18 protein-coding genes, 1 pseudogene and 1 riboswitch are annotated in these 24469 nt (G+C 60.2%); of the genes and pseudogenes, 7 read left to right on the top strand and 12 right to left on the bottom strand.

Annotated elements, in window-relative coordinates; translation table 11 throughout:
- Positions 1 to 121: 121 nt before the first annotated feature.
- From GM79_RS18330 to GM79_RS18310, 4 genes and pseudogenes are all read right to left on the bottom strand, one after another.
- Positions 122 to 580 carry a hypothetical protein gene (locus GM79_RS18330; protein ID WP_035566906.1) on the bottom strand — a complete coding sequence of 153 codons (459 nt, stop codon included), beginning with the start codon at positions 578 to 580 and terminating at the stop codon, positions 122 to 124.
- Between the two features lie 267 nt (positions 581 to 847).
- Positions 848 to 1576, bottom strand: a complete 729-nt coding sequence (locus tag GM79_RS18325; RefSeq protein WP_051719054.1) for a GAF domain-containing protein — start codon at positions 1574 to 1576, stop codon at positions 848 to 850.
- Between the two features lie 306 nt (positions 1577 to 1882).
- Positions 1883 to 2598, bottom strand: a pseudogene (locus GM79_RS26160) (IS5 family transposase); the annotation flags it as partial.
- Between the two features lie 82 nt (positions 2599 to 2680).
- Entirely contained in the window at positions 2681 to 2998 is a 318-nt protein-coding gene (locus GM79_RS18310; RefSeq protein ID WP_051719053.1) for a hypothetical protein, read from the bottom strand.
- A gap of 233 nt (positions 2999 to 3231) precedes the next feature.
- Here GM79_RS18310 and GM79_RS18305 point away from each other — a divergent pair, with 233 nt between their 5' ends.
- Together GM79_RS18305 and GM79_RS18300 are read left to right on the top strand one after the other, a co-directional pair.
- Positions 3232 to 3708, top strand: coding sequence for a YsnF/AvaK domain-containing protein (locus GM79_RS18305; protein WP_235184105.1), 477 nt, complete (start codon positions 3232 to 3234; stop codon positions 3706 to 3708).
- Positions 3709 to 3759: 51 nt separating this feature from the next.
- Positions 3760 to 4668 carry a YsnF/AvaK domain-containing protein gene (locus tag GM79_RS18300; RefSeq protein WP_035566897.1) on the top strand — a complete coding sequence of 303 codons (909 nt, stop codon included), beginning with the start codon at positions 3760 to 3762 and terminating at the stop codon, positions 4666 to 4668.
- Between the two features lie 79 nt (positions 4669 to 4747).
- Here the strand turns inward: GM79_RS18300 and GM79_RS18295 are convergent, their stop codons facing one another.
- The 4 genes from GM79_RS18295 to GM79_RS18280 all read right to left on the bottom strand — a co-directional run bounded on the left by GM79_RS18295 (position 4748) and on the right by GM79_RS18280 (position 11358).
- Positions 4748 to 6214 (bottom strand): amino acid permease, encoded by a 1467-nt coding sequence (locus GM79_RS18295; RefSeq protein WP_035566893.1) that lies wholly within the window; start codon positions 6212 to 6214, stop codon positions 4748 to 4750.
- Between the two features lie 182 nt (positions 6215 to 6396).
- Entirely contained in the window at positions 6397 to 7416 is a 1020-nt protein-coding gene (locus GM79_RS18290; protein WP_035566891.1) for an LLM class flavin-dependent oxidoreductase, read from the bottom strand.
- Positions 7417 to 7559: 143 nt separating this feature from the next.
- A complete protein-coding gene (locus GM79_RS18285) occupies positions 7560 to 8549 on the bottom strand; it encodes a RimK family alpha-L-glutamate ligase (protein WP_035566889.1) in 990 nt (329 codons plus the stop codon).
- A 464-nt stretch (positions 8550 to 9013) separates the two neighbouring features.
- Positions 9014 to 9126: riboswitch (SAM riboswitch) on the bottom strand.
- A 252-nt stretch (positions 9127 to 9378) separates the two neighbouring features.
- Positions 9379 to 11358 carry a TonB-dependent receptor plug domain-containing protein gene (locus GM79_RS18280; protein WP_035566887.1) on the bottom strand — a complete coding sequence of 660 codons (1980 nt, stop codon included), beginning with the start codon at positions 11356 to 11358 and terminating at the stop codon, positions 9379 to 9381.
- Positions 11359 to 11497: 139 nt separating this feature from the next.
- Between GM79_RS18280 and GM79_RS18275 the strand changes: the two genes are divergently transcribed.
- A complete protein-coding gene (locus GM79_RS18275) occupies positions 11498 to 13981 on the top strand; it encodes a M1 family metallopeptidase (RefSeq protein WP_035566885.1) in 2484 nt (827 codons plus the stop codon).
- A gap of 187 nt (positions 13982 to 14168) precedes the next feature.
- Here GM79_RS18275 and GM79_RS18270 read toward each other — a convergent pair whose 3' ends face one another.
- From GM79_RS18270 to GM79_RS18255, 4 genes are all read right to left on the bottom strand, one after another.
- Positions 14169 to 14918: a carbonic anhydrase gene (locus GM79_RS18270; RefSeq protein WP_035566883.1), complete on the bottom strand. Its 750-nt coding sequence runs from the start codon at positions 14916 to 14918 to the stop codon at positions 14169 to 14171.
- 76 nt (positions 14919 to 14994) lie between these two features.
- Positions 14995 to 16530, bottom strand: coding sequence for a SulP family inorganic anion transporter (locus GM79_RS18265; RefSeq protein ID WP_235184104.1), 1536 nt, complete (start codon positions 16528 to 16530; stop codon positions 14995 to 14997).
- A 233-nt stretch (positions 16531 to 16763) separates the two neighbouring features.
- Positions 16764 to 18173 (bottom strand): sensor histidine kinase, encoded by a 1410-nt coding sequence (locus tag GM79_RS18260; RefSeq protein WP_035566881.1) that lies wholly within the window; start codon positions 18171 to 18173, stop codon positions 16764 to 16766.
- Positions 18174 to 18281: 108 nt separating this feature from the next.
- Positions 18282 to 18962 (bottom strand): response regulator transcription factor, encoded by a 681-nt coding sequence (locus GM79_RS18255; protein ID WP_035566878.1) that lies wholly within the window; start codon positions 18960 to 18962, stop codon positions 18282 to 18284.
- Between the two features lie 286 nt (positions 18963 to 19248).
- On the opposite strand from GM79_RS18255, the gene GM79_RS18250 reads away from it, so the two are divergent.
- The 4 genes from GM79_RS18250 to GM79_RS18235 all read left to right on the top strand — a co-directional run.
- The gene (locus tag GM79_RS18250; RefSeq protein ID WP_051719052.1) at positions 19249 to 19770 is read left to right on the top strand and encodes a (2Fe-2S)-binding protein; all 522 of its coding nucleotides are present in this window, start codon (positions 19249 to 19251) and stop codon (positions 19768 to 19770) included.
- Between the two features lie 90 nt (positions 19771 to 19860).
- A complete protein-coding gene (locus tag GM79_RS18245; RefSeq protein WP_035566875.1) occupies positions 19861 to 20886 on the top strand; it encodes an FAD binding domain-containing protein in 1026 nt (341 codons plus the stop codon).
- A gap of 69 nt (positions 20887 to 20955) precedes the next feature.
- Positions 20956 to 23196, top strand: a complete 2241-nt coding sequence (locus GM79_RS18240) for a xanthine dehydrogenase family protein molybdopterin-binding subunit (protein WP_035566872.1) — start codon at positions 20956 to 20958, stop codon at positions 23194 to 23196.
- A gap of 1028 nt (positions 23197 to 24224) precedes the next feature.
- On the top strand, positions 24225 to 24469 hold a 245-nt coding region (locus GM79_RS18235), incomplete at its 3' end, for a helix-turn-helix domain-containing protein (RefSeq protein WP_035566869.1).

The raw sequence follows: 24469 nt of genomic DNA, 5'->3' as shown, positions 1-24469 counted from the left end.
GGCGTCGGAATCAACAAAGGTAACTGCGAAAAAGGTCGGTTTTGGCAGATACCGGGGCAGCTTGGCGGCCTAATTACGCCCACGCATTTCCGGCTGCCAACTGTTACGCTGGACGTAAGCATCAGGGTCGAAAACAGACAGGCTTCAACCGGCGGCTGATGCGCCGGGAAAGTTGGTGCTGCTGATAGGCCATAATGACCCGGGCTTCTTCGCGTTGGCCCCAGCCTCCGAGCGTGAGCAGTTCCAGGCCCACTACAGCGGCTCCGACAACCACAAACCCCAAAGCATTAATGGGCCGTTCGTCGAAGCCGGGCGCACCGAAACCGAAGCCATTACCACCACCGGTGTCAGGAGCCGGTTGGCTCAGCGCCGTGACGGCACCAACTCCGGCCACCATAGCAGTGCCGCCGGCTACATAGGCACACATTTTACGCTTGGCGGCAAACAGCCGGTGAATCGCCGCTATTGTGTCGGCTGCCAACGCCGGGGCCACAACGGGCAGGGAAACGGCAGGAGCGGCTTGCGCGGCAACGGGCAGGCGGGTGGCTAACAGGAGGGCGAAGACAAAAGGCAGGCGCATCTAAACAGGGGTTAGTTGACGGAAGTAAAGGACCTGACTATGTAACGAAACAACAAATGCGCCATCGCAAGTCTAAGGCCCTTTTTTACCATTGATAAAACCCTGATAACATGTCAAATACACCCCCAATCCCACCTCAGCTGGCGTCCCTAAAAATGATAAATATATCCGCCGGTCTGCACCAGTTTGGGCAAAAGGTCGTCGCACAGCCCTACCCTTTTTCCCCAATTTATCCTTCTCACAAGCTAAAGCTTATGCGGTATTCTGCTACCCCAGCGCCGCTTGCAGTTCCCGGTGCATAGCCTGGGCCAGGTGCTGAGCTTCGTCCATACGCGAATCAGCGTACCGCTTGTTGTCATCAGCGTCAGCAGTGGTATTCCATTCACGCAGCTCGGCCAGGGTGCGCAGGCGCGTGAGGGACTCATGAAGCGGGCCGTCGAGGCGGGCGCGCAGGGTATCGTCGACGGCATGGGCGGCCTGAAGCTGCAGCAAATCGGTGGCCACCAGCGCCAGCTGCTCAAGGAGCTGGGATTCGGGCTGGGTGAGCTGACGGGGCTTGCGGTCGAGCACACACAGGCTGCCAATGCCCATGCCACCGGCGGCGCGCAGAGCCTGTCCGGCGTAGAACTTCAGGTCCATTTTCCGGGCCGTAAACGGATTAATCAGCGAACAAGGCTGGGAGGCAATATCTTCAAATACGGCGGGCCCTTCCTGCAATATGGCAACTGAGCACATGCTGTCCTCGCGGTTGACAATGGTGGCTTCGGGCAGCCCCGCGTTGCCGATGAACACCACGTCGTGCTCCCGCACTAACGACACCAGCGCAATAGGCACGTCGAAGAGCTTGGCCACCACGCTCACAAAATCATTGAACACCCCCTGGCCGGGCGTGCCCAGCACCCGGTAGGGCCGCAAGGCTTCCAGGCGTTCGTGTTCGTAGGCGGGTATCAGGTCGGGGTAAGAGGAATCGGTCAAGGCGTATTGGTTAGTGCCCATACACTGGCAGAATTGTCAGTGTAATGTTGTAAAAATACGTCAGAAGTCCCGGCGTATTGTTAAAAGCAATTTCCCAGACCCACTTATTAGCTTCTGCCGCCAGTACCTCAAATAGAACGCTTGGTTGAAGATTCCGTCAAATATAGTATCTATCCTGAATATCAACTAACTAAACAGCAAATTGCAACCCCAAACAGATAATTGCCTCGACCGGCAACAACCTTTGGGATTGCAGCGTGGGCAGCGTTGCTCATCTGGTCGCGCCCTAGGACGTGAGGACATTAAGAAATGAGTTATTTATCTAAGCTAATCAAGTGCTGCTCCAATATGCCAGAACGCGAGGAAGGAAACGATGGTCTTCTCGTAGCGGGTGGCCAAGCGGCGATACTGCTTCATGCGTCCGAAAAAGCGTTCGATTTTGTTGCGGTCGCGGTAGGCATTCTCGTCCAGGGGCAGCGGTTGGGTGCGGTTGGGGTGGCTGGGGATGACGGCTTGAATGCCGCGTTGAGCGCAATAGGCGCGGGTTTGGTCGCTGTCGTAGGCCGTGTCGGCCACCACTTGACCCACGTCGAGGCCGTCGAGCAGGGGCAGCGCCTGCGGGCTGTCGCCGGCCTGGCCGGGGGTGGCGAGCAGGCGCACCGCGTTACCCAGCGACTCGACGCAGGCGTGAATTTTGGTACTCATCCCGCCCCGGCTGCGGCCGAGGCACTCGGTCACAGCGTCGCTTTTTTTTGGCCCGCTGCGTGTTGGTGCGCCCGCACGACGGTCGAGTCGAGCATCACCCAGTCCAACTCCGGAGCCTGAACGGCCTGGAAGAGGCGGTGCCAGACGCCTTTTTCGGCCAGCCGGCGGAAGCGTTTGCGGGCCGTGTCGGACTTGCCGAAGCGTTCGGGCAGGTCGGCCCACGGGCAATCGGTGCGCATTATCCACACCACAGCGTTGAAAAACAGCCGGTTGTCGGCGGCCGTCGCCCCGCCATCGGCGGCCTTGCCGGAGAGGTGCGGGGCAACTAGGGCCCAGGTAGCATCAGAAATTTCGTGACGGCGCATCCTGAAAAGTAACTAAGCAGTAAACATATAGCTGATTTCTTAATGTCCTCACGCCCTAGCGTTCCGTTTGCACCAGCCCGTCGCCCTCCCAGGCAATTAGCTCGGCTTGTAGATTGTGGCGTGCCTGGGCGTCAAGCTTGAGGGCGTTGTAAACAGCATCGTGAAACCAGACGGCCAACTCAACCACCGGAGCATCCTGAAGCGCGGCGGCGTCCAGCCGTTTCAGCAGGTTCTCAATGTGCTGCAAGGTGTGGTAGTGCCGCGACGGGGCCTGGTAGGCGGCCGCCAACGTTGCGAAGGCGGCCGCACGCCGGGCGGGGTCCGGCACGAGCGGAGCTGTGAGGCGATGCCAGCGGGCAAGTAGTTCGTTCATGTCAGCTAGTAACGCCAAGACACCCGTCCAAAATTTTTTTCCTCGGAAATACTACCCGCAGGTGCAGCCCGGCCAAGCGAGGCAAGCCTGGCAATAGCCTGGTTGACCAAGCCCGACTTTGGCTGTTTGGCTCTGCTCATTGGCAGCACCTTGCCTCCTAATCGAAAAAAATAATAGCGTAACTATATAGAAAACAACAAACTACTGACAAGGTCCAGCTTAGCCGTGTCAAGTTGAAAACTGCCCTGGCCTTGGCCGAACCCCTCAACAGCAGGCACCGTACCCTAAGCATGCAACCCACCAACCCACTTCTAACGCCGCCCGTTGCCAGTACCACCATCCCAGTGATTGAGGAAACAGCGCGCATCGACAAACAGGTGGTAGAAACCGGCCGCGTAGTGGTTCGCAAAACGGTACACCACGAAACCCAAACCGTGGACGTACCCACCCAGGAAGAGCAGGTAGAAGTAACCCGCGTACCCCTCAACCAGGTAGTGGAGACCCCGCCCGAAGTGCGCCAAGAAGGCGACACAATGATTATTCCGGTGCTACGCGAAGAAGTAGTCGTCACCACCCGCCTCGTGCTGGTTGAAGAGTTGCACGTACGCAAACGCACCCTCACCCTGAACAACCCGCAGGAAGTGAGTTTGCGCCGCGAAGAAGTGCATTATGAGCGCATCGAAACCCCGCCGCCCGCCGCAGCTTCCTGATTTACAGACTTTCCTTTTTTTCTTCCTTTCCACATTTTCATCCCTCTTACCATGTCTCAAACCGTAGTAGGCTTGTTCGATAGCGCTTCAGAAGCGCAGCAAGCCGTTCAAAACCTCATTTCCGCTGGCTTCATCAAAAGCAATGTAGACGTAGCCGCTCAGGATGCCCAGAACGCCAAGCGCATGACTGGCACGGCCGGCAGCACCGGCAGCAACAATGACCCTTCCGATTTCCAGAATACCAGCGGCACAGCAGTTGAAGGCATGGCCGACGCTAGTTCGCGGGCCACGGGCCGGGCCGAAGACGGCATTGGAAACTTCTTCGACAACCTGTTTGGCGGCAGCGACAACGACGATGCCCGCGCTTACACCAGCGCTACCCGCAGTGGCCGTTCGGTAGTAACTGTGCACGCTGCCACGGCCCAAGAGGCTGAGCGTGCCCGCGACCTGCTCGACGACAACGGCGCCATCGATGTGACTGCCGGCTACGCCAGCGGCAGCTACGGTCAGACCGGTGCCCAGGGATACGCCGCCGATGCTGATGCGACTCAGAAAGTCAACATCATCGAAGAAAACCTGCAGGTGGGCAAGCGCGTGGAGCAAACCGGCGGGGCCCGCCTCCGGAGCCGCATTATCGAAAAGCCTGTGGAAGAGCACATCCGGCTGCGCGAAGAGCACGTGAACGTGCAGCGCCGCGACGTGAACCGTCCTGCCACAGAGGCCGATTTTGCTGCCTTCAAGGAGGGTGAAATCAGCGTAACCGAATCGGCGGAACGGGCCGTAGTGGCCAAAGAAGCCCGCGTGGTGGGCGAGGTCAGTATCGACAAGCAAGTGACTGAGCGCGAAGAGGTAGTGCGTGACACCGTACGCAGCACCGATGTGCAGGTAGAGCAGCTCGACGCCACTAAAACCCGCACCACCAACGATATAGACAATAACAAAGGCACGAGCAACCGCTAGTTTTTGCCAGGCACAAAAAAGCGGCGGCTGAGTATTCAGCCGCCGCTTTTTTGTGCCCATTGTTTTCAAAAATCTATAATTAAGGCTGCGCCAGAGGCTTCTTAGCAGCTTGAGCCAAACGTAGTTTGCTGTGTTTCTTGCCGTAGCCAAAATAGATAATCATGCCTAGGGCAAGCCAGGCAACGAGCCGCAGCCACGTTTCCCAAGGCAGCGAAAACATCATCACCAAGCACACCACAATGCCCAGAATGGGCACCACCGGCACCCACGGCGTGCGGAACGGGCGCGGCGCATCGGGGTTGGTGCGGCGCATGATGAGCACGCCCAGGCACACCATCACGAAGGCCAGCAGCGTGCCGATGCTCGTCATCTCGCCCACTACTGAAATGGGCACGAAGCCCGCAAACACCGCAATGAAGGCCCCGAGCAGCAGCGTGGACTGCGCCGGCGTATTGAACTTGGGGTGCAGCCGGGAAAAGACCGGTGGCAGCAGCCCGTCCTTCGACATGGAGAAAAACACCCGCGACTGCCCCAACAAGTCCACCAGAATCACGGACGTGTAGCCGATAAGAATGGCCAGAATCACGGCCGAGCTCAGCCAGGCATACGGCGTTTTTTCGATGGCAATGGCTACCGGCGCGGCGCTGTTTTTGAACTCCGTGTAGTTGGCCAGGCCCGTGAGCACGTGCCCGAACAGCACGAACAGCACCGTGCACACCGCCAGCGAGCCAAGGATACCGATGGGCATGTTGCGCTGCGGGTTTTTGGTTTCCTGCGCCATGGTGGCCACAATGTCGAAGCCAATGAACACAAAGAAGATAACGCCCGCCCCGCGCAGGATTCCGCTCAGCCCGAACTCACCAAACTCCCCGGTGTTGGCCGGAATGTAGGGTTGGTAGTTGGCCGGGTCGATGTACTGCCAGCCCAGCGCGATAAACACCAGTACCACCGCCACCTTCAGCGCCACCACAAGCGCGTTGAACCACGCCGAACCCTTGGTACCCCGCGTGACAATGGCCGTGATGGCCAGCACGATGAGCATGGCCGGCACATTCACGTAGCCCGACACCGTGGTACCATCGGCCAGCGTGGCCGACTCAAAGGGCGACATCACCAGCTGCGCCGGGATGTGCAGGCCGTATTTACTCAGGAATTTAATGAGGTACTGCGACCAGCTAATGGCCACCGTAGCCGCGCCCACCGAGTATTCCAGCACCAAATCCCAGCCAATAATCCAGGCAAACAGCTCGCCCATAGTGGCATACGAATAGGTGTAGGCGCTGCCCGATACGGGTACCAACGCCGCAAACTCGGCGTAGCAAAGGGCGGAGAAAGCGCAGCCAACCGCCGCGACAATAAAGGAGAGCGTAACGGCTGGCCCGGCGTTGTTGGCCGCCGCAATACCGGTGAGGGAAAACAGACCCGCTCCAATGATAACGCCAATGCCAATGGCAATGAGGCTAAAGCCGTTGAGACTACGTTTGAGGGTGTTAGCCCCCGTTTCGGCCGCTTCCAATTGAAGCAGCGCCAATGATTTTTTAAGCATAAAGAGAATTAGAATACGAGGCTACTTTGACGTGCTCCCGCATTCTGGCACAAATGAAATCAAGCCGATTTTCGGCCTGAGAAAAACACCCCACCCCCGACCCCTCCCCTCCGGGAGAGGGGAGCCTGACGTAAGCTGACGACTGACTCCCCTCTCCCGGAGGGGAGGGGTCGGGGGTGGGGTTACGCCAACACCTGAATAACAGACTCCGAAAACCGCTCCATTTCCTCCAGCTGTGGGCTGGCTTGCAACAGGAAAAAGTCCACCCCCACCTCCTCAAAGGCCCCAATCCGGTCCTGAAGCTGGGCGGGCGTGCCGGTGAGACCCGTGCGCAAGCCGCGGTTCGACACGGAATAATCCTGCAGCGACACTTGCTGCTCTAGCTGCGTGCCAGCCAGCCACTGCTGGTAGTTGCCGTAGCCCGCCGCCGAGGCCTTCACGTTGGTGATGCGGTCGAGCTCCTTCTTTACGTCCTGCTCGTTTTCGCGCACAATGGTGTAGCCGGCCACGCCGAATTTCATCGGCGGCAGGCCCTTCTGCTCGCGGCGGCGGCGCATGTCGGCTATGCGGGCTCCGATTTGCTCCGGCGAGTCGCCGTGCATCACGTAGCCGTCGCACTGCGTCGAAATCAGGTCCTTGGCCGCCTCCGACTCGCCCCCGGCGTACAGAAACGGGGCCTTGGCGGGCTTGGGCTGCAGCACGTTGTCGGCCACTTGGTAGTACTTGCCCTCGTAGCTGAAATGGTCCTGCTGCCACACGTTGGTCACTACGTCGAGCCACTCGCGGGTGCGGGCGTACCGGTCGTCGTGCTGCTCAAAGTGCAGGCCGTATTTGGTGGCCTCATCGCGCCACCAGCTCGATACCACGTTGAGCGACAGCCGGCCCGGCGCAATCAGGTCGATGTTAGCCGCCTGTTTGGCCAGCTGCGCGGGGTTGTGGAACGTGGGGCGCACGGCCACCATTATTTCCAGCTGCTCGGTCACGGCGGCCAGCGCGGCGGCCGTGCTCCAGGCTTCCATAGAAGGCGCTTCCGTGCCCTTAATGTCGTTGAGGTACAGTTCCGCAATCAGCGTGAGGTCGTAGCCCAGGACCTCGCTGCGCTGCGCCAACTGCTTGACGTAGCTCCAGTCGGTAGGCATGTGCTCGTCCTCGACGTTGCGCAGCCAGCCCCCAAAAATGGGCATCCAATATCCGAATTTCATGGTTTTACGATTTAAATAAGCCCGTCATCCTGAGCGCCGCCGAAGCATCTCTACCTCAGTAGTAATTCACTTCGCTGCAACGAAGCGGTAGAGATGCCTCGGCTGCGCTCAGCATGACCGTTTTGTTTTTGTTAGTTGAACCACTACGCCGTTGCCAACTCGGGTTGAGCAGCCACAGCGACTGGCAGCTGCGCTTCCAGGTAGTCCACGAAGCGGGCGTAAGGGTCGAAACCCACCACGTTCACGGCATCGGCCACGAAGTTGGAAAGCGCGTTGATGTCGTAGAACAGCACGTCGCCGGTGCGGTCGTCGATGAGGTACTCAATGCCGCCCACGTCGATTTTGGCGGCGGCCACAATGCGCTCCACGGCGGCAATCACCTCCAATGGCGGCGTAAAGGTTTCCACCTGAATACCCTTTTTCGGCGCTTCAGTCAGGCAGAATTCCGCCGATTGCTCCTCCGGAATCTGGCAGATTTCGGCGGGGCACAGGTTGAAGCTCTCGCCGGTGGTGAACACCTTCATGGCGTAGAGGAACTTACCGTCCAGCATTTCCACGCGGTGAATGTTGCCGCCACGGGGCGTCACGTACTCCTGCACCAGCGCCGTCTGGTCGATGCCTAGGTCAATCTGGTTGTTGTCCACGGCCGCCTGCAAGCCCTCCGGCGTATCGAAACGGATGATGCCCGCGCCACTACCGCCAATGTTCACCTTCACCACAATGGGAAAGCGCAGCTCCTTAGCCGCATCCACCGCCCGGGAAGCGTGATTGATAACAAACGACTTCGGGTATTTCAGCCCCAGCGACTCAAACAACGAGAGCTGGCGCGCCTTGTTGGTTTCGATGGCCGTAGCCGCCGACCCGTTGATGATGCGCGTGCCGATGCGCTCCAGGTGCGTGGCGTAGCCAGCCGTATGGAAAATGCCCTGGCCGTGGCCGCGCAGGTAGGCGGAGGAGCTCATGCGGTTCACTACCAGGCTGTAGCGGCTCTCCTGCTCGGCAGGGTTGAAGAGGTGGTGGGCGGCGTCGATTTTCTCGTAGGGCAGCCTGCGGCGGTCCAACTCAGCGAAGAGCGGCTTGAACCATTCGGGGTGCTCGAAATAGATGCCAATAGGCTTCGTCGTCAGCGACATAATCAGAGAATAATGGAGTTTGAAACAGAGACAAAAGTTCTCCGGACAGTGCGCGGCGCACGGTGGCACGCATTCCGGATAAGAATCAGATTGAGCCCGTGACATTAGTTGGATGCCTGCCTCTTGAGGATTTTGTCCTGCCCGGCGCCTGCCCTCACGCCCCGCAGTACGGGTAGGCAAGAGCAAGTCGGCTTTCGCACGAAACCGCTTCAGCACCAAGGCACCAAATCGGCAAAAACCCAGAAGAGAAAGGAGGTAGCCGCTCGAAGCAGCCACCAGATACAGGCGTGCGGAAGCACTCAGCTTCCACTGCCGCCTATCTACCCACGAACGTCAATCGGGGGAAGCTAAGCCGGACAACAACAGCAACAACAGCCCATACCAGCCTGGCGCATAAGCGCGGAGGCGGTAAGAATTCCGGCGTTGAAAATGGGAAGGTTGTAGGCGGCGTCCACGGCAAGTTGTTTTTATATGGTCAGCAATTAACTTCGCTGACCTTCGGTTGGCACCTTGCCCGCGGTTGCGGATGGTTGCCGGCGCGTCGTTGAGCCTGTCTCTCAGCGCCTCTGTATAAAAACAATCCTTTGGGAGAAAGAATTGATTCTGCAAAGATACAGCGAAGGCCCCGACTTGTTTAAAATCGGAGCCTTCGCTGCATAAATCACCTACGGCATGCTCGTGTAGGAACGCGCTTTGCCGCGTTCGGCGGCCGCAACATTGCACCGCCACGGTTACGCCGCAATACCGCACCCCAACGATTGAACGCGCCAAGGCGCGTTCCTACAACCAAGCGGGCGCAATATGATGGAACGCGCCGGGGCTGCTGCCCTTACTTCCGCAGGGCTACGCGCACGCCGGCCATCAGCCAGCGGCCGGGCATTTGGGCGCCCAACAGGTCCGAATACTTGGCATTGAACAGGTTCTGGGCCTGCCCCACCACCCAGAGTCGCTCGGGCAGCAGGGCCACATCGAGGCGGCCGTTGATGACGGTGTAGTTGGGCGTGAGCGCGGCATCGTTGACGGTGAGGCTGGGCGTGGTTTGCTGGGCGGCGCGCTGCTTGTGCACGCCCCCCAGGCTGGCCGTGAAGCGGCGGTGCACGAGGCTCACATTGCCGCTCACCAACTGCTTGGCCACGTTGCTCAGGTACTGCGACACTACGTCGCCGGCCACGTCGAGGTGGGTATAGGTGTAGCCCACGCTACCCTCCAGACGCAGGCCGGGGCGGAGCTGGGCGCTGGTGCTGGCTTCGAATTCCAGGCCCTGGGTGGTCACGGCAAACAGGTTTTGGGCGAAGCGGTAGGTGGCGGTGGGGTTCAGGTTGGTGAAGCCGGTGCTGGTCTGCACTTCGCCGCCGGGCGTGGGCACGTAGTCAATCAGGTTGCGGCCGTAGCGGTTGAAGTAAGTGGCCCGCAACGTCAGCGCCGGGCCGAATACGTAGTCCAGCCCGCCCTCGTAGCTCCAGGTGCGCTCGGCATCCAGGCCGGGGTTGCCCACATTGAAGCCGTTGGGCACGGTGCCAGGCCGAATGGCCGAGTTGTACTGCTCGGTGAAGTTGGCCGCCCGAATGGCCCGGCCCATGGCGGCCCGCGCCGTCAGCTTTTCGCCCAGCTGCTGGCTGGCCGTGAGTTGGGGCAGCACTTCGGTGCCGTAAGACTCGTCGTGGTCGAGGCGCAGGGCGGCGGTCAGGTTCAGGGTGGCGGTGGGGCGCAGGCCGGCCACGGCAAACGCCCCCTGGTGCCCCACGGCGTGGTTGCCGCGGTCGTTGCTGCGCACGCGGCGGCGGTCGACCTGGCCGCCCAGGGTCAGCTGCACTTTCTCGGAGAGGCGCAGCTGGTGCTGGCCCTGCACGTTGAGGTAGTGCATGAGGTGGTCGCTGGCGGCCGAGGTGGGCGTGTACAGGTAGTAATCGGTGCTGGCGGTGCCCACCAACTGCAGCTCGGTGCGGGCGCGGGGGTTCCAGTCGTAGCGCAGCTGCCCCTGGTACCAGTCGCGGGCGGTGGTTTCGCGGGCGCGGTCGCCGGCGTTGGTGGTGTAGAAGTTCTGGGCGTTGTAGTCGCGCCGGTCGAAACTGGCGCGGGCGGCGGCGCTCAGCTTGTCCGTGGCCTGGTAAGCGGCCGAGAGCGAATAGGTGTTCAGCTTGAAGTCGCTGTGGCCGCCGCCGGGCAGGTTCAGGCGCTGGCCCGCAGCACTATTATTGAGAACGCCGCCCGCCATCCGCAGGCCATTATCCTGGCCATAGAAACCGGCATTGGTGCTTTTGAGGTCGTACTCCCCGGCCAGAAAGGTGCCGCCCACTTCCACGCCGTCGGGCCGGTGGGTGGCGGCAAAGGTTTTGGTAACGATGTTGACAAAACCACCCACGGCATCGGGGCCGTAGAGGGCCGCGCCGGGGCCGCGCACCACTTCAATCTGCTCAATTTCGGCCGGCGTGATGGGCAGGTAGCCCGCAAAATGCCCCGTGAGCGGGTCGTTCAGCCGCATGCCATCCAGCAACACCAACACCTGATTGAAGGTGGAGCCGCGCAGGGTGATGTCGGCCTGGGTGCCAAAATTGCCCCGACTCTGCACTTCGATGGCGGGTAGCAGGCGCAGTAGGTCATCGAGCGAAGCCACCGGGTATTGGCTGAGCGTGCGGCCGGGAATCACGGTCACGTAGCGGCCCGTCTGGCCGGCTACCTGGTCGAGCCGGGTGCCGTACACGGTGACTTCGTTCAGCGCGCGGGCACTGTCGGCCGGCGTCTGGGCTACGGCATTAAGCGAAAGAAAAAGACCCGGAAGCAGAACCGGAAAACGTAAAAGGTGCATCATTGATGGGATTATTGAACACCCAAAATTACGGGACGGAAACGAGGTGACGCGCTTTCCCTACTTTCGTAGCCAAAACAGACAACATCGGATTCCCAACGGTGTCTGTTTCGCACGAATCATTCCCACTCAACCTTTTTTCATGAAGCATCTTTTTGCGCTGGGCCTGCTGGGCCTGGTGGCCACCTCGCCGGTCCTGGCTCAGGCCCCCGCCGCCCCCGCCCCGATGGCGGAATCTCCCTACCGCGCCTCGGCCACCAAAATCAACGACCTGGTGCACACCAAGCTCGACGTGCGCTTCGACTACGCCAAGCGCTACCTCTACGGCAAGGCGTGGATTACGCTCAAGCCCCACGCCTACCCCACCGACACGCTCCGGCTCGACGCCAAAGGCATGGACATCAAGGCGGTGGCGATGATGAGCGGCACTCAGCAAACGCCCCTGAAGTACACTTATACCGACGGCGCCAACCTGCGCATCAACCTGGGAAAAACCTTTAAGCCGGGCGAGCAATACACCATTTACATCGACTACGTGTCGAAGCCCGACGAGCTGAAGGTTCAGGGAAGCGCCGCGATTACGGATGCCAAGGGCCTCTACTTCGTGAACCCCGACAGCGCCGTGGCCGGCAAGCCGGTGCAAATCTGGACGCAGGGCGAGACGGAAGCCTCCTCGGCCTGGTTTCCCACCATCGACCGGCCCAACCAGAAAACCACCCAGGAAATCAGCATGACCGTGCCCAGCAAGTACGTCACGCTCAGCAACGGCGCCCTGGTGAGCCAGATGCCCGCCGGCCCCGGCCTGCGCACCGACGTGTGGAAAATGGACCTGCCTCACGCGCCCTACCTGTTTATGATGGCCGTGGGCGACTTCAAAATCACCAAGGACACCTGGCGCGGCAAGGAAGTGAGCTACTACCTGGAGCCTAAATACGCGCCCTTCGCCAAGCAGATTTTTGGCAATACTACCGACATGCTGGAGTTCTACTCCAACCGCCTCGGTGTGGAGTACCCTTGGAATAAATACGCCCAGATTGTGGCCCGCGACTACGTGAGCGGCGCGATGGAAAACACCACCGCCACCCTGCACGGCGAGCAGGTTCAGATGACGGACCGCGAGCTGCTGGACCGCGAGTTTGGCAGCGAGTCGGTGATTGCCCACGAGCTGTTTCACCAGTGGTTCGGCGACTATGTAACCGCCGAATCCTGGTCAAACATTACCGTGAACGAGTCGATGGCCGATTTTTCGGAGGGCCTCTACGCCGAGCACAAGTACGGCCGCGACGCCGCCGACGCCCACTACTATCGCTACCTGCGCCGCTACCTGAGCAGCCCGCGCGACGCCACCAAAAACCTGGTGCGCTTCCATTACGACAGCCAGGAAGACGTGTTTGACCTGGTGAGCTACCAGAAAGGCGGCGCTATTGTGGACATGCTGCGCACCTACCTCGGCGACGACGTGTTTTTCGCCGGCCTCCAGAAATACCTTCAGGACAACAAGTTCGGCAACGGCGAAGCCCACCAGATGCGGCTTGCCTTCGAAGCCGTGTCGGGCCAGGACCTGAACTGGTTCTACAACCAGTGGTACTTCGCCCCCGGCCACCCGGTAGTTACCATCGACTACGCCTGGGACGCGGCCAAAAAAGTGCAGTCCGTGACCGTGAAGCAGACCCAGCCGGGCGAGCCCTTCCGCCTGCCGTTCGCCATCGACTACTACGTGAACGGCAAGATGCAGCGTCAGGAAGTAGAAATGACGGAGGCCACCCAAACCTTCACCATGCCCCTTTCGGCTAAGCCCGAGCTGGTGAACGTGGACGCCAACAAGAAAACCCTGTGGCAGAAGACCGATAACAAGCCGCTCGCCGACTACGTGTATCAGTACAACAAAGCCCCCTTGTATGTAGACCGGCGCGAGGCCGTGGCAGCGGCGGCCACGGACCAAACCAGCAGCGCGGCCCGTGGCGTGCTTCTGGCCGGCCTCAGCGATAAATTCTACGGCATCCGCCTGGCCTCGCTCCAGGCCCTGAAGCTGGACGATGCGGCCGTGGCCAAAGCCGCGACGCCCGCCCTGCGCAAGCGCCTCGCCACCGAAAAAGACCCGCTGGTGCTCCCCGAGCTGCTGAGGACCGTGGCCAAACTGAAGGACAAGAAGAACGAAAAGTTCTTCGCCCAACAGCTCAACAGCCAGTCGTACAAGGCCCAGGGCGCGGCCCTGGTGGCGCTTGCCACGCTGCAGCCCGCACAGGCGCTGGCCCGCGCCAAAACCCTCGAAACGGAAAGCAACGGCACCCTGGCCCAGGCCGTGACGGAGGTGTACGCCCAGAGCGGCACCGCCGCCCAGTGGCCCTACGTGCGCGACAAGTTCGACGCGGCCCGTCCCCAGGGCCAGTTCAACCTGATGGAGCCGATGGCCACCATGCTCGGCCGCCTCGACGACGCCACCGCCGTAACCGAAGGCATCACCCGCCTGAAAGACCTCGGGGTGAAGTACAAAAGCTACGGGGCCGACAAGCCCGTTATCGACATGCTCCAGGGCATTGCCAAGGCCCAGGCCGGCCGGCCCGCCGCCGCCGAAGCACAACAGGCCGTAGCCAAAGCCGTGGCCGAGATTGAAGCCGCCAAGTAAAAGCTTGCCCGAGCAGTTGGGTTAGCTACCACAAAGAAGGGGCCCGTTGCATAAGCAACGGGCCCCTTCTTTGTGCCTTTCGCTCGGTGCTAAGCAGTGACTGGGGCACTAGCGCTACAACGGCTGAGCATTCCTTAGCGCGTTCAGTTGTAGTTTATGGCGACTTGGCCGCACGCCTGATAAGAACTTATGCGGAGGCGTTTTTGGCTTTGTGGCTGGTTTTGGGGCTGGCTTTTTCGGCCGAGGCTGCTGCTTTAGCGGGGTCCACGGCCGGGCCCTCGTACGTGCTGGAGTCCTTGTCGGCGGGCACGACATCGGCGGTGGTGCCGTAAATATGGTCGAACTCGTTCAGGTTCTCGGTGTCGACATCCAGGTTCTTCAACAAGCCCTCGTGCAGGTCGTAGACCAAGCCGTGGAGCTTAGGTGGGTTGGGGTTGTTGCGGGCATTCTGCATGATGCTGGTCTTGGCCAGGTTGCGCACCTGTTCAATAACGTTGAGCTCGACGAGACGGCGCAGCCGTTCGGTCACATCTGTGATGCGTAGCAACTCGGTTTCGTGCAGGCGCACCACGTCGCGCACATTGGTCAGCCAGTTGTCAATCAAGCCATACTGCTTGCTGGAGGCGGCCGCCGCAACACCGCCGCAGCCATAGTGCCCTACTACCAGAATGACCTCCACTTTAAGTACTTCCACGGCGTACTGCAATACCGATAGCAGGTTCATATCGGTGTGCACCACCACGTTGGCAATGTTGCGGTGGGTGAACATCTCGCCCGGCCCGGTGCCGGTGATAGCGCTGCCCGGCACCCGCGAATCGGAGCAGCCGATGAAAAGGTAGCGGGGCTTCTGCCCCACGGCCATCTTTTGAAAATACGCAGGGTCTTCGGCAAGCTTGGTTTCTACCCAGCGGCGATTGCCTTCCAGAATGTGGTCCATGTGAAAAATGTAAGGTGAAGGCGCAAGCCGTGCAGGTTACGTAAACAGAACACGTGGCGCACGCAAAAAATTAAAATTAATGCCCGGCTACCATCACCTGCCGGATGCCCCGCAGCTCCAGCTCGATGCCACGCGCCGGAGCGGCCTGCCGGAAGGCTTCGATAGCCTCCAATACGTCGTGGTCGATGACATCGGACCGGGTACCGTCGAGAATGACGCGGCTGCCGGCAGGGAGCTGCTCCAGGGTGGTCACGATGCTGGCTTTGTTGAGAAACGATACGTGCTCGGGCAGCCGCAGGTGCAGCAAGCCAGGCTCATCCTCGGCGGTAGGCTCGTTGCGCAGGTACGAGCCGGCTTTGGAATTATCGCGCAGGATAAAGAAAAAGCCCAGCACCAGGCCAATAGTCACGCCTTTGAGCAGGTCCGTGAAAAGCACCGCTATAATGGTGATGATGAATGGAATGAACTGCTCGCGCCCCAGGCGCCACTGCATGCGGTACAGGGCCGGCTTGGTGAGCTTGTAGCCCACCAGCAGCAGCACGGCGGCCAGAGCCGACAGCGGAATCAGGTTCAGCACGGAGCCCAGAAAAACCAGGCTCACGAGCAGCAGCAGCCCGTGAATAAACGCCGACATGCGGGTTTGGCCGCCAGCGCTGATGTTGGCCGATGAGCGCACGATAACGGCCGTAATGGGCAGTCCGCCCAGCAGTCCGCTCACCAGGTTGCCTGCGCCCTGCGCCATCAGCTCGCGGTTGGTGGGCGTGTGGCGCTTTTGCGGGTCGAGGTTATCCACGGCTTCCACGCTGAGCAGGGTTTCGAGCGAGGCCACGAGGGCAATGGTGAGGGCCACGCCATACGTAGCGGGGTTGCTGAGCGCACTGAAATCGGGGAATATCATAGCACCCAGCAGCTGCTGCACCGAGGAGATGACGGGCAGCGTCACGAGGTGTTCAGGCCGCACCCGCAACTCGGGCGCCACCGCCTCCAACAGCTGGTTGAGGCCCACGGCTACCAGCACGGCCACCAGCGCGCCCGGCACCAGGCGCGCCCACGGCTGTCGGCGCACGGCTTTGGTATCCCACAGCAGCATCAGTGCCAGCGAAACGGCACCTATCAGCACCGACCCCCAGCTCAGGCCCCGAACAGCGGCCCCAATAGCGGAAAAGGTATTGAAACCGTCAACCTGCGAGAAATTCAGGTCCTCGAAAAAATCAGAATCCGCCCCCAGAAAATGAGGAATCTGCTTCATGATGAGGATAATACCAATGGCAGCCAACATGCCCCGAATCACGGCAGCCGGAAAATAGAGGGCAATGATGCCGGCCCGGCCCAATCCCATGATAATCTGCATCACTCCGGCAACCGCCGTAGCCGCCAGCATGGCCGGAAACGAACCCAGGGTAGCAATGCCCGAGAGCACAATGGTGGTGAGGCCAGCTGCCGGCCCGCTCACGCTCACGGCCGAGCCGCTCAGCCAGCTGACCAGCACCCCACCCACAATACCCGCCACAACGCCCGAAAGCAAGGGTGCACCCGAGGCCAGCGAAATACCCAAACACAAGGGCAGCGCCACCAGAAACACCACCAGGCCCGCAGGAGCGTCCTGGCCCAACGACCCGAAAATTGATGGTTTAGGCAGTGGAACAGAGGCTTGGGGAGCGGCAACTGGGGAACCCTGGCGCGAAGGCGTTGGACTAATTTCCGGCATGTATCTGAATAGCTGAGCTTGCAAATTGAATAATTCTTCCACCTGACGAGAACACAGAATTTGCGACACAAGGTTACGGTTGTCCCATTAAGACCGAATTAAAGTTCTATTAAAACAGCATTAAAATGCAGCGGAACTTACAAGCGCGCCCTTTGGGGCCACTCCAGCCATACCTGGGCCCCGCGGCCAATTTCACTTTCCACGCGCACCGTGCCGCCGTGCAGGGCCATGAGCCGGGCGGTGAGCGGCAGGCCAATGCCGTGGCCGGGCACCGTACGCACCGAAGCAGCCCGAAAGAATGGTACGAATACGTGCTGCAAATCATCCGGGCTCAGGCCCGGCCCCTCGTCCGAAACCAGCAGCGTGATGCGCGACCCGACGAGCGCCAGCTTGGCCGTGACGGTCCCACTGTTGCCGGCCGAAAACTTACAGGCATTGTCCAGCACGTTGAGCATGGCCGACTGGATGAGGGCTCCGTTGCCCCGCACCGTAAAGGCCGTCGCGTCGTCTACTTCGCCAAAATCCAGGTCGACGCGGCAGGTAGGGTGGCGCCGCAGAATTTGCTCGTGGACCTGCAGCAGCAGCTCGTCGAGACGCACCAGCCCCATGGGCACCTGCGAAGTGTCGTCCGAAGCGCGGGCAATCTGCAGCAGCCCATTGGTGAGACTATTGAGCTGCCGGGACGAGTCCAGCGTGCTTTGCAGCACGCGGCGGTATTCGGCGGGCGAACGCTCGGCTTGCAGCAAGGCAACTTCCAGCTCCCCTATCAGGGCCGTGAGCGGCGTGCGCAGCTCGTGCGAGGCATCCCGCACAAAAGTGCGCTGGCCCACAAAGCTGGTTTCGAGACGGTCGAGCAAAACGTTGAACCGCTGGGCCAGCCGCCCGATTTCGTCGTTGGAGCCTTCGGCCTGGGTGAGGCGCTGGCTCAGGTCCGTAGCCGTAATGCCGTCTACCTCCTGCACCATGCGGCGCAACGGGCTCAGCGCCTGGCCGGCAAAAATCCAGTTGCCAATGGCCATCACCCCCAACGCGGCCAACAGGCCAAAGGCGAGCAGCTCGCGCAGCTGGGCCAGTTGCTCGCGGCTGTCCTCGTCTACCGAAGAGGCCACCACCACCAAAGGCCCCAGGCGGGCGTCGTGGTAAAGCAGGCCCACGGTTTCGTGGTAGTTGGACTCGGTTTCTAATACTGCCTTGCCCGAACGGCGCACTTCTTCCAGCCACGCGAGCGGTACGGGTTTGGCGGGGCCCTGCCCTTCCCGGAACACCAGCCGGTTGCGGGCGTCGTACACGCGGCCCTCCTCGTCGGGCAGGGTGCGGTAGAGCTGCCGCAGGTAGCGTCGGTACGAGGCTTGTTGGTCGGCGGTGGCCTCGTTATCCTGGCCGTCGGCGTAGGCGTGGCCCACTACCAGGGTCCGCTTAAATAGCATTTGGGTGAACAAGGTGCGGTGCGACTGCAGCGTGACCACGTATATCGCCAGGGCAAACAAGAGCAGCGTCACCGCCAGAATAAACCCAAACTGCAGGGCAAGACGCAGACGAATGGACATCGTGGAGGCAGTCGGTTGTTAGTTGCTAGTTGCTGGTGCTCGGTTACGGCGGCGTTGTTTCAATCAGCAGCCAATGACCGGTATTCAGACCCTATTCCGGGGCGGAAACTAGGCCTCGGTTTTCATCACGTAGCCCATTCCCACCAGCGTATGAATGAGCTTGGGCTCAAATCCCTTGTCGATTTTCTTACGCAGAAAGTTGATATACACGTCAATAACATTGGACCCGGTATCAAAGCTCATGTCCCAGACGTGCTCCAGCAAATCGGCGCGGGAGGCCACGCGCCCCTGGTTGCGCAGCAGGTATTCGAGGAGCGAAAATTCCCGCGCCGTGAGCTGCACCAGCTGGCCCGCCCGCTCCACGCGTTTGGCGGCGGGGTCCAGGCTTAAGTCGGCGAGGTGGAGCGCGGCTTTGGGACCGGGCGCTTCGGTGCGGCGGCGCACCAGGGCCCGCAGCCGGGCCAGCAGCTCCTCGAAGGCGAACGGCTTGACGAGGTAGTCGTCGGCCCCGGCATCGAGGCCCCGGATTTTGTCGTCGGTCTCGCCCAGGGCCGTGAGCATCAGAATGGGCACGCCAGGGTCGTGGGCCCGCACTTGGCGGCATACTTCGAGGCCACTCAGGCCGGGCAGCATCTGGTCCAGAATCAGGCAGTCGTACTGGGTGGACTGGGCGTGGCGCAGGCCCAGCAGCCCATCGGCGGCCAGGTCCACGATGTAGTCCTGCTCTGTCAGACCCTGGTGCAGGAAAGCAGCAACCGAGGGCTCGTCTTCAACTAAAAGGATTTTCATGCGGCCGGAAGGTAAGACCGTTTGTGAAAAACAACTAGCGTCACTGCTGGTTGAAATACATCGTTAAGTATAATTATTTAATATTTAACCCTCCTAAATTATTTGAAGGCCTCGCTCTGTTATCCACCTCCAATTCTGGCAGTTTATTTCTGACTATCAACCTTTTATCCTAGCGCAGCAACGCGCTTCATTATTTGTAATCGTTCTAAATACTCTCCCCTGCAAAACACTGATGAAACGAACCCGTAGGCCTTTCTAAACAGCAACCCAGCTTTTCCGCTTCCTCATGCCTCAAGTTACCCAAGCCCCGCCACCGGCCACGCTGGCCCCCACCCAGGCCGTCAGCCTCCACATCAACGGCCAGGCGCACACCCTCCAGCTTGCGCCCTGGACCACCCTGCTCGATGCCCTGCGCGAGTACCTGGACCTGACCGGCACCAAGAAGGGCTGCGACCACGGCCAGTGCGGCGCCTGCACGGTGCTGGTCGATGGCAAGCGCATCAACTCCTGCCTCTCGCTGGCGGTGATGCAGGAAGGCACCGACATTCAGACCATTGAAGGCATGGGAACCGAGGGTAGCCTGAGCCCGCTGCAACAGGCGTTTATCGACCACGACGCCTTTCAGTGCGGCTATTGTACGCCGGGCCAGATTTGCTCGGCACAAGGCCTCATCAACGAAGGCAAGGCCAAAACCGAAGCTGAAGTCCGGGAGCTGATGAGCGGCAATGTCTGCCGCTGCGGTGCCTACAGCAACATTTTGAGCGCGGTGATGGAAGTAGTGGGGAAAGAATTAAAAATTGAGAATTAAAAATTAAAAGTGGCCGGTTATCACGAATAATCAATCCACTTTTTTGACCCCAATTTTTAATTTTTAATTCAACATTTTTAATTCAAGAAGATGAATAGTTTCACTTTCACCCAAGCCACCGCCGTGGCGGGCGCCGTGCAGGACAATACCGCGCACCCCGACGCGGCCTACATTGGCGGCGGCACCAACCTGATTGACCTGATGAAGGAAAACGTGGCCCGCCCCACGCACCTCATCGGCCTCAAAAACCTGGGCCTCGACACCATCGAAACGCTGCCCGATGGCGGCCTGCGCCTCGGCGCTCTCGCCACCAACGCCGCTACCGCCTGGCATCCCGAAGTAGAAAGCCGCTATCCGCTGCTGAACCAGGCCATTCTGGCCGGGGCCAGCCCGCAGCTGCGCAACATGGCCACCGACGGCGGCAACCTGATGCAGCGCACCCGCTGCTACTACTTCTACGACCTCACTACGCCCTGCAACAAGCGTGAGCCGGGCAGCGGCTGCTCGGCCATCGGCGGCTACAACCGCGTGTGCGGCATTCTGGGCACCAGCGACTCCTGCATCGCCACTCACCCAAGCGACATGTGCGTGGCCCTGGCCGCCCTCGACACCACGGTGCGCGTGAGCGGCCCGAACGGCGAGCGCACCATTAAGTTCGAGGATTTCCACCGCCTGCCCGGCGACCACCCCGAGCGCGACAACACCCTGGAACCTGGCGAGCTCATCACTGGCCTCGACCTGCCGAAAAAGGGCTTCTCCCAAAATTTCAGCTACCTGAAGCTGCGCGACCGCAGCAGCTACGCCTTCGCGCTGGTGAGCGTGGCCGCCGCGCTGGAGCTCGACGGCAATACCATCATCGATGCCCGGCTGGCGCTGGGCGGCGTGGCCCACAAGCCCTGGCGCGACCAGGAGGCCGAGGCCCTGCTCATCGGTCAGCCCGCCACGGCCGAAACCTTCGGCCGCGCCGCTGCCAAGGTGCTGGCCGGCGCGAAAGGCCACGGAGCCAATACGTTCAAGATTGAGCTGGCCCGCCGCGCCATTGTGCGCGCGCTCAAGCAAGCCACCGAAATGAAGGAGGTGGTGGACACCAACGCCTTCCAGAATTCCAACCCCTAACTGAATTGGTAGCTGCACCCAGCCGGGCAGCCCACTCCCAGTACTAATTCAGCCCCAATCCGCAACCACATGACTCTCCAAACCAACTATATCGGTAAGCCCACGAGCCGCGTCGACGGCCCGGCCAAGGTGACTGGCACCGCCAAGTACGCCGCCGAATACAACGTGCCCAACCTGCTGTATGGCTACGTGGTGAGCAGCACGATTACCAAGGGCAAAATCATTAAAATCGATACCGCGCCGGTGCTGGCGCTACCCGGCGTGCATCAGGTGTTCTCGCACGAAAACGTGCCTTCGCTGGCCTTGTTCGACCGCAGCTATAAGGACATGCTTGCGCCCGGCGGCTCGCCGTTCCGGCCCCTGCATTCGGCCGAAATCAAGTACAGCCAGCAGCCGGTGGCGCTGGTGGTGGCCGACACCTTTGAGCTGGCCCGCTACGCCGCCTCCATCCTGCGCATTGAGTACGAGGAAGTAGCTTTTGAAACCGAGCTGCGCAAGCACCTCGACGATGCCTACGAGCCGGGCAGAGGCAAAATAGGCTTCCAGCCGCCCAAGTCGCGCGGCAACTTTGGCAAGGGCTGGAAGGAAGGCGTGGCCCACGTGGAGGCGCAGTTTTCGCACCACGCCCAGCACCACAACCCCATGGAAAACTTTGCCACCACCGTGGAGTGGCTGGGCGATAAGAACCTGAACATCTACGACAAAACCCAGGGCGCCTTCAACAGCCAGCAGGTGGTGACCGGCATTTTCGGGCTGAGCAAGGAGCAGGCGCGGGTGATTTCGAAGTACACCGGCGGCGGTTTTGGCTCCGGCTTGCGGCCGCAGTACCAGCTGTTTCTGGCCGTGCTGGCTTCGCTGGAGCTGGAGCGCTCGGTGCGGGTGTCGCTCACCCGCGAGCAGATGTTCAGCTTCGGCCACCGGCCCGAAACCTTGCAGCACGTGGCCCTGGCCACGGCAGCCGACGGCTCGCTCACTAGCATCAACCACGTGGCGGTGGCCGAAACCTCGCAATTTGAGGATTTTACCGAAAACGTGGTGGGCTGGAGCGGCATGCTTTACGACTGCAAAAACGTGCAGCTGGGCTACCGCCTGGCTAAGCTCGATGTGTACACGCCGCTTGACATGCGGGCCCCCGGCGCGGCCCTGGGCTCTGTTGCGCTGGAAATTGCGATGGACGAAATGGCCTACGCCGCCGGCCTCGACCCGCTTGAGCTCCGCCTGCGCAATTACTCCGACCGCGACCAGGCCCAGGACCTCCCCTTTTCCAGCAAGGCCCTGCGCAAGTGCTACCACGAGGGCGCGGCCAAATTTGGCTGGGAGCAACGCACTGCCGAGCCCGGCTCGATGCGCGACGGTAACCTGCTGGTGGGCTGGGGCATGGCCGGCGGCGTGTGGGACGCCACCAAGCTGCCCGCCACGGTGAAGGCCAGCCTCGACGCCGACGGCCACCTCACGGTGAGCAGCGGCACCAACGAAATCGGCACCGGCACCTACACCATCATGACGCAGATTGCGGCCGAAAGCATGGGCCTGCCCCTGGAGGCCGTCACCTTCGTACTGGGCGACACCACGCTGCCCGTTTCGCCCCTGCAAGGCGGCTCCTGGACGGCTGCCTCGGTAGGCAACTCCGTGGTGGAAGCCTGTACCAAGCTCGGCGAAGCCCTGCTGAAACAGGCCCAGAAGATGGATAACCCAGCCTTTAGCGGTGTCAAAATCGAAGAGGTGGAGTTTGCCAACGGCCAGATGCGCCTGCGCGCCGACGCTACCCAGGCCATCGTGCTGCGCGACGTGGTGCAGGCCAGCGGTGAGCCCAGCATTGAGGCCGAAAACTCCACCATCATGGCCAAGCTGGAGATGCTGAAGCCGCCAAAATACTCCATGCACGCCCACAACGCGGTATTTGTGGAAGTGAAAGTGGACCCCGACCTGATGACTGTGCACGTCACCCGCGTGGTGAATGCCGTGGCCGCCGGCCGCATCCTCAACCCCAAAACGGCCCGCAGCCAGGTACTCGGCTCCGTGGTCTGGGGCCTGGGCATGGCCCTGATGGAAGAATCGGTGATGGACCACCGCTTTGGCCGCTACATGAATAAAAGCCTGGCCGAATACCACGTCCCCGTCAATGCCGACATCCACGACATCGACGTAATTTTCGTGAGCGAGGAAGACGACAAAGTGAACCCGCTCGGCATTAAAGGACTGGGCGAAGTGGGCATGCTCGGCGTAGCCGCCGCCGTGGCCAACGCCATCTACCACGCCACCGGGAAGCGCGTGCGCGACATGCCCATTACGATTGACAAACTGCTGTAATAACTCCGGCGGCCAGTGCCGCTGACATGACATGGAAACGCCCCGCAACGGATTGATTGCGGGGCGTTTTTGTTTGGGGTAACGAGCAGGGCTTTATGCAGGTTGGGTGTTAGTATTCCGTCTGCCCACAACCGCTGCTGATTGAAAATATATTGTTGAAGTTAAGTACAAAAACCGATAGATATTCTCCTGCTGGAACTGATGCTGGGATTTGCAATTAGCTGATGATATAAGGTCAAGCCCAACTTGCATAAAACCCAATGTTGGCTGTAGTAGCTTTTGTCGGCTTTATTTTAGGTTAAGATAAATTGTTGTACCGAAGTAAACTACAAAAAGAATGTAATCAACTACTGTAATTTCCCTTCCTTCATATATATCCGTTCGTCCTCCTTTATTTGGGGCAACCAATTCTTCTTTCTGTGTCTTTAGACTAATAATTCGTAATAGTTGAAACAAAATAAGAGAGATTATAGTGGTTCTCAGTCCAGTGGCGGCATGTCCACGAAAATTTTGCAAACTCGGATTGTCTTTGAGTTGATAATACAAGTATAAGTGTCCAAATGAAAAGACAACCCAAATTACAAAGACCGTCAAGTTTCGAAGAGATACATAGTTTAATAGGTAAAGAAGTAATTGTGTCATCAATGTGTAGAATAAAAGTAGTGTCCTATTAGAACTGTCACTATTTATCTTTAAGAAAAAATAGGCGAAAATACCGGTTAATAATAAATAACCGGATGTTGTGATTTTGTCCCATGAGGTTAGTTTGTCGAAATAAAAGATTTGTTTTGTCATGGGTCGTTTTGCTATTACAGCCAACATTTAGATACCCGCTACTACACAGTAGCGGGTATCTGCGCTTAGTACGCAGGTTAGTAGCGGCAATCTACCTAACGTAGGTCAGATACCCACTACTGCTGCCCCCAAACCTCCCCCCTACCATCCCGCGCATCAGGCCGGAACCATCGGGGTGGTACAGGATACGGGTGGTACATTTATTTTTGTACCACCCGTATCCTGTACCACTCATGCGTGTCATCCTGCCCCGCGCGGGCACCCTGCCGGCGCTTCGTCGCTACCTGAACCTGTCCCAAGCCGACCTGGCCCACCTGCTGGGCATCAACCGGGTGCGTGTGACCGAGGCCGAGGCCGGCACCCGCTTCCTCACTGCCGAGGCCCGCGACGCGCTGAGCGCCCTGCTGGCGGCCCTGCCCCTGGCCACCCGGCAGGCCCTGGCCGGGGACCCCGGCCACGCCGCGCCGCCCCTGCCGCC

Source organism: Hymenobacter sp. IS2118 (assembly GCF_000715495.1).
Classification (GTDB): Bacteria; Bacteroidota; Bacteroidia; order Cytophagales; family Hymenobacteraceae; genus Hymenobacter.
Note: the sequence above shows the minus strand (reverse complement) of the source record. Positions and strands in the feature narration are given on the sequence as shown.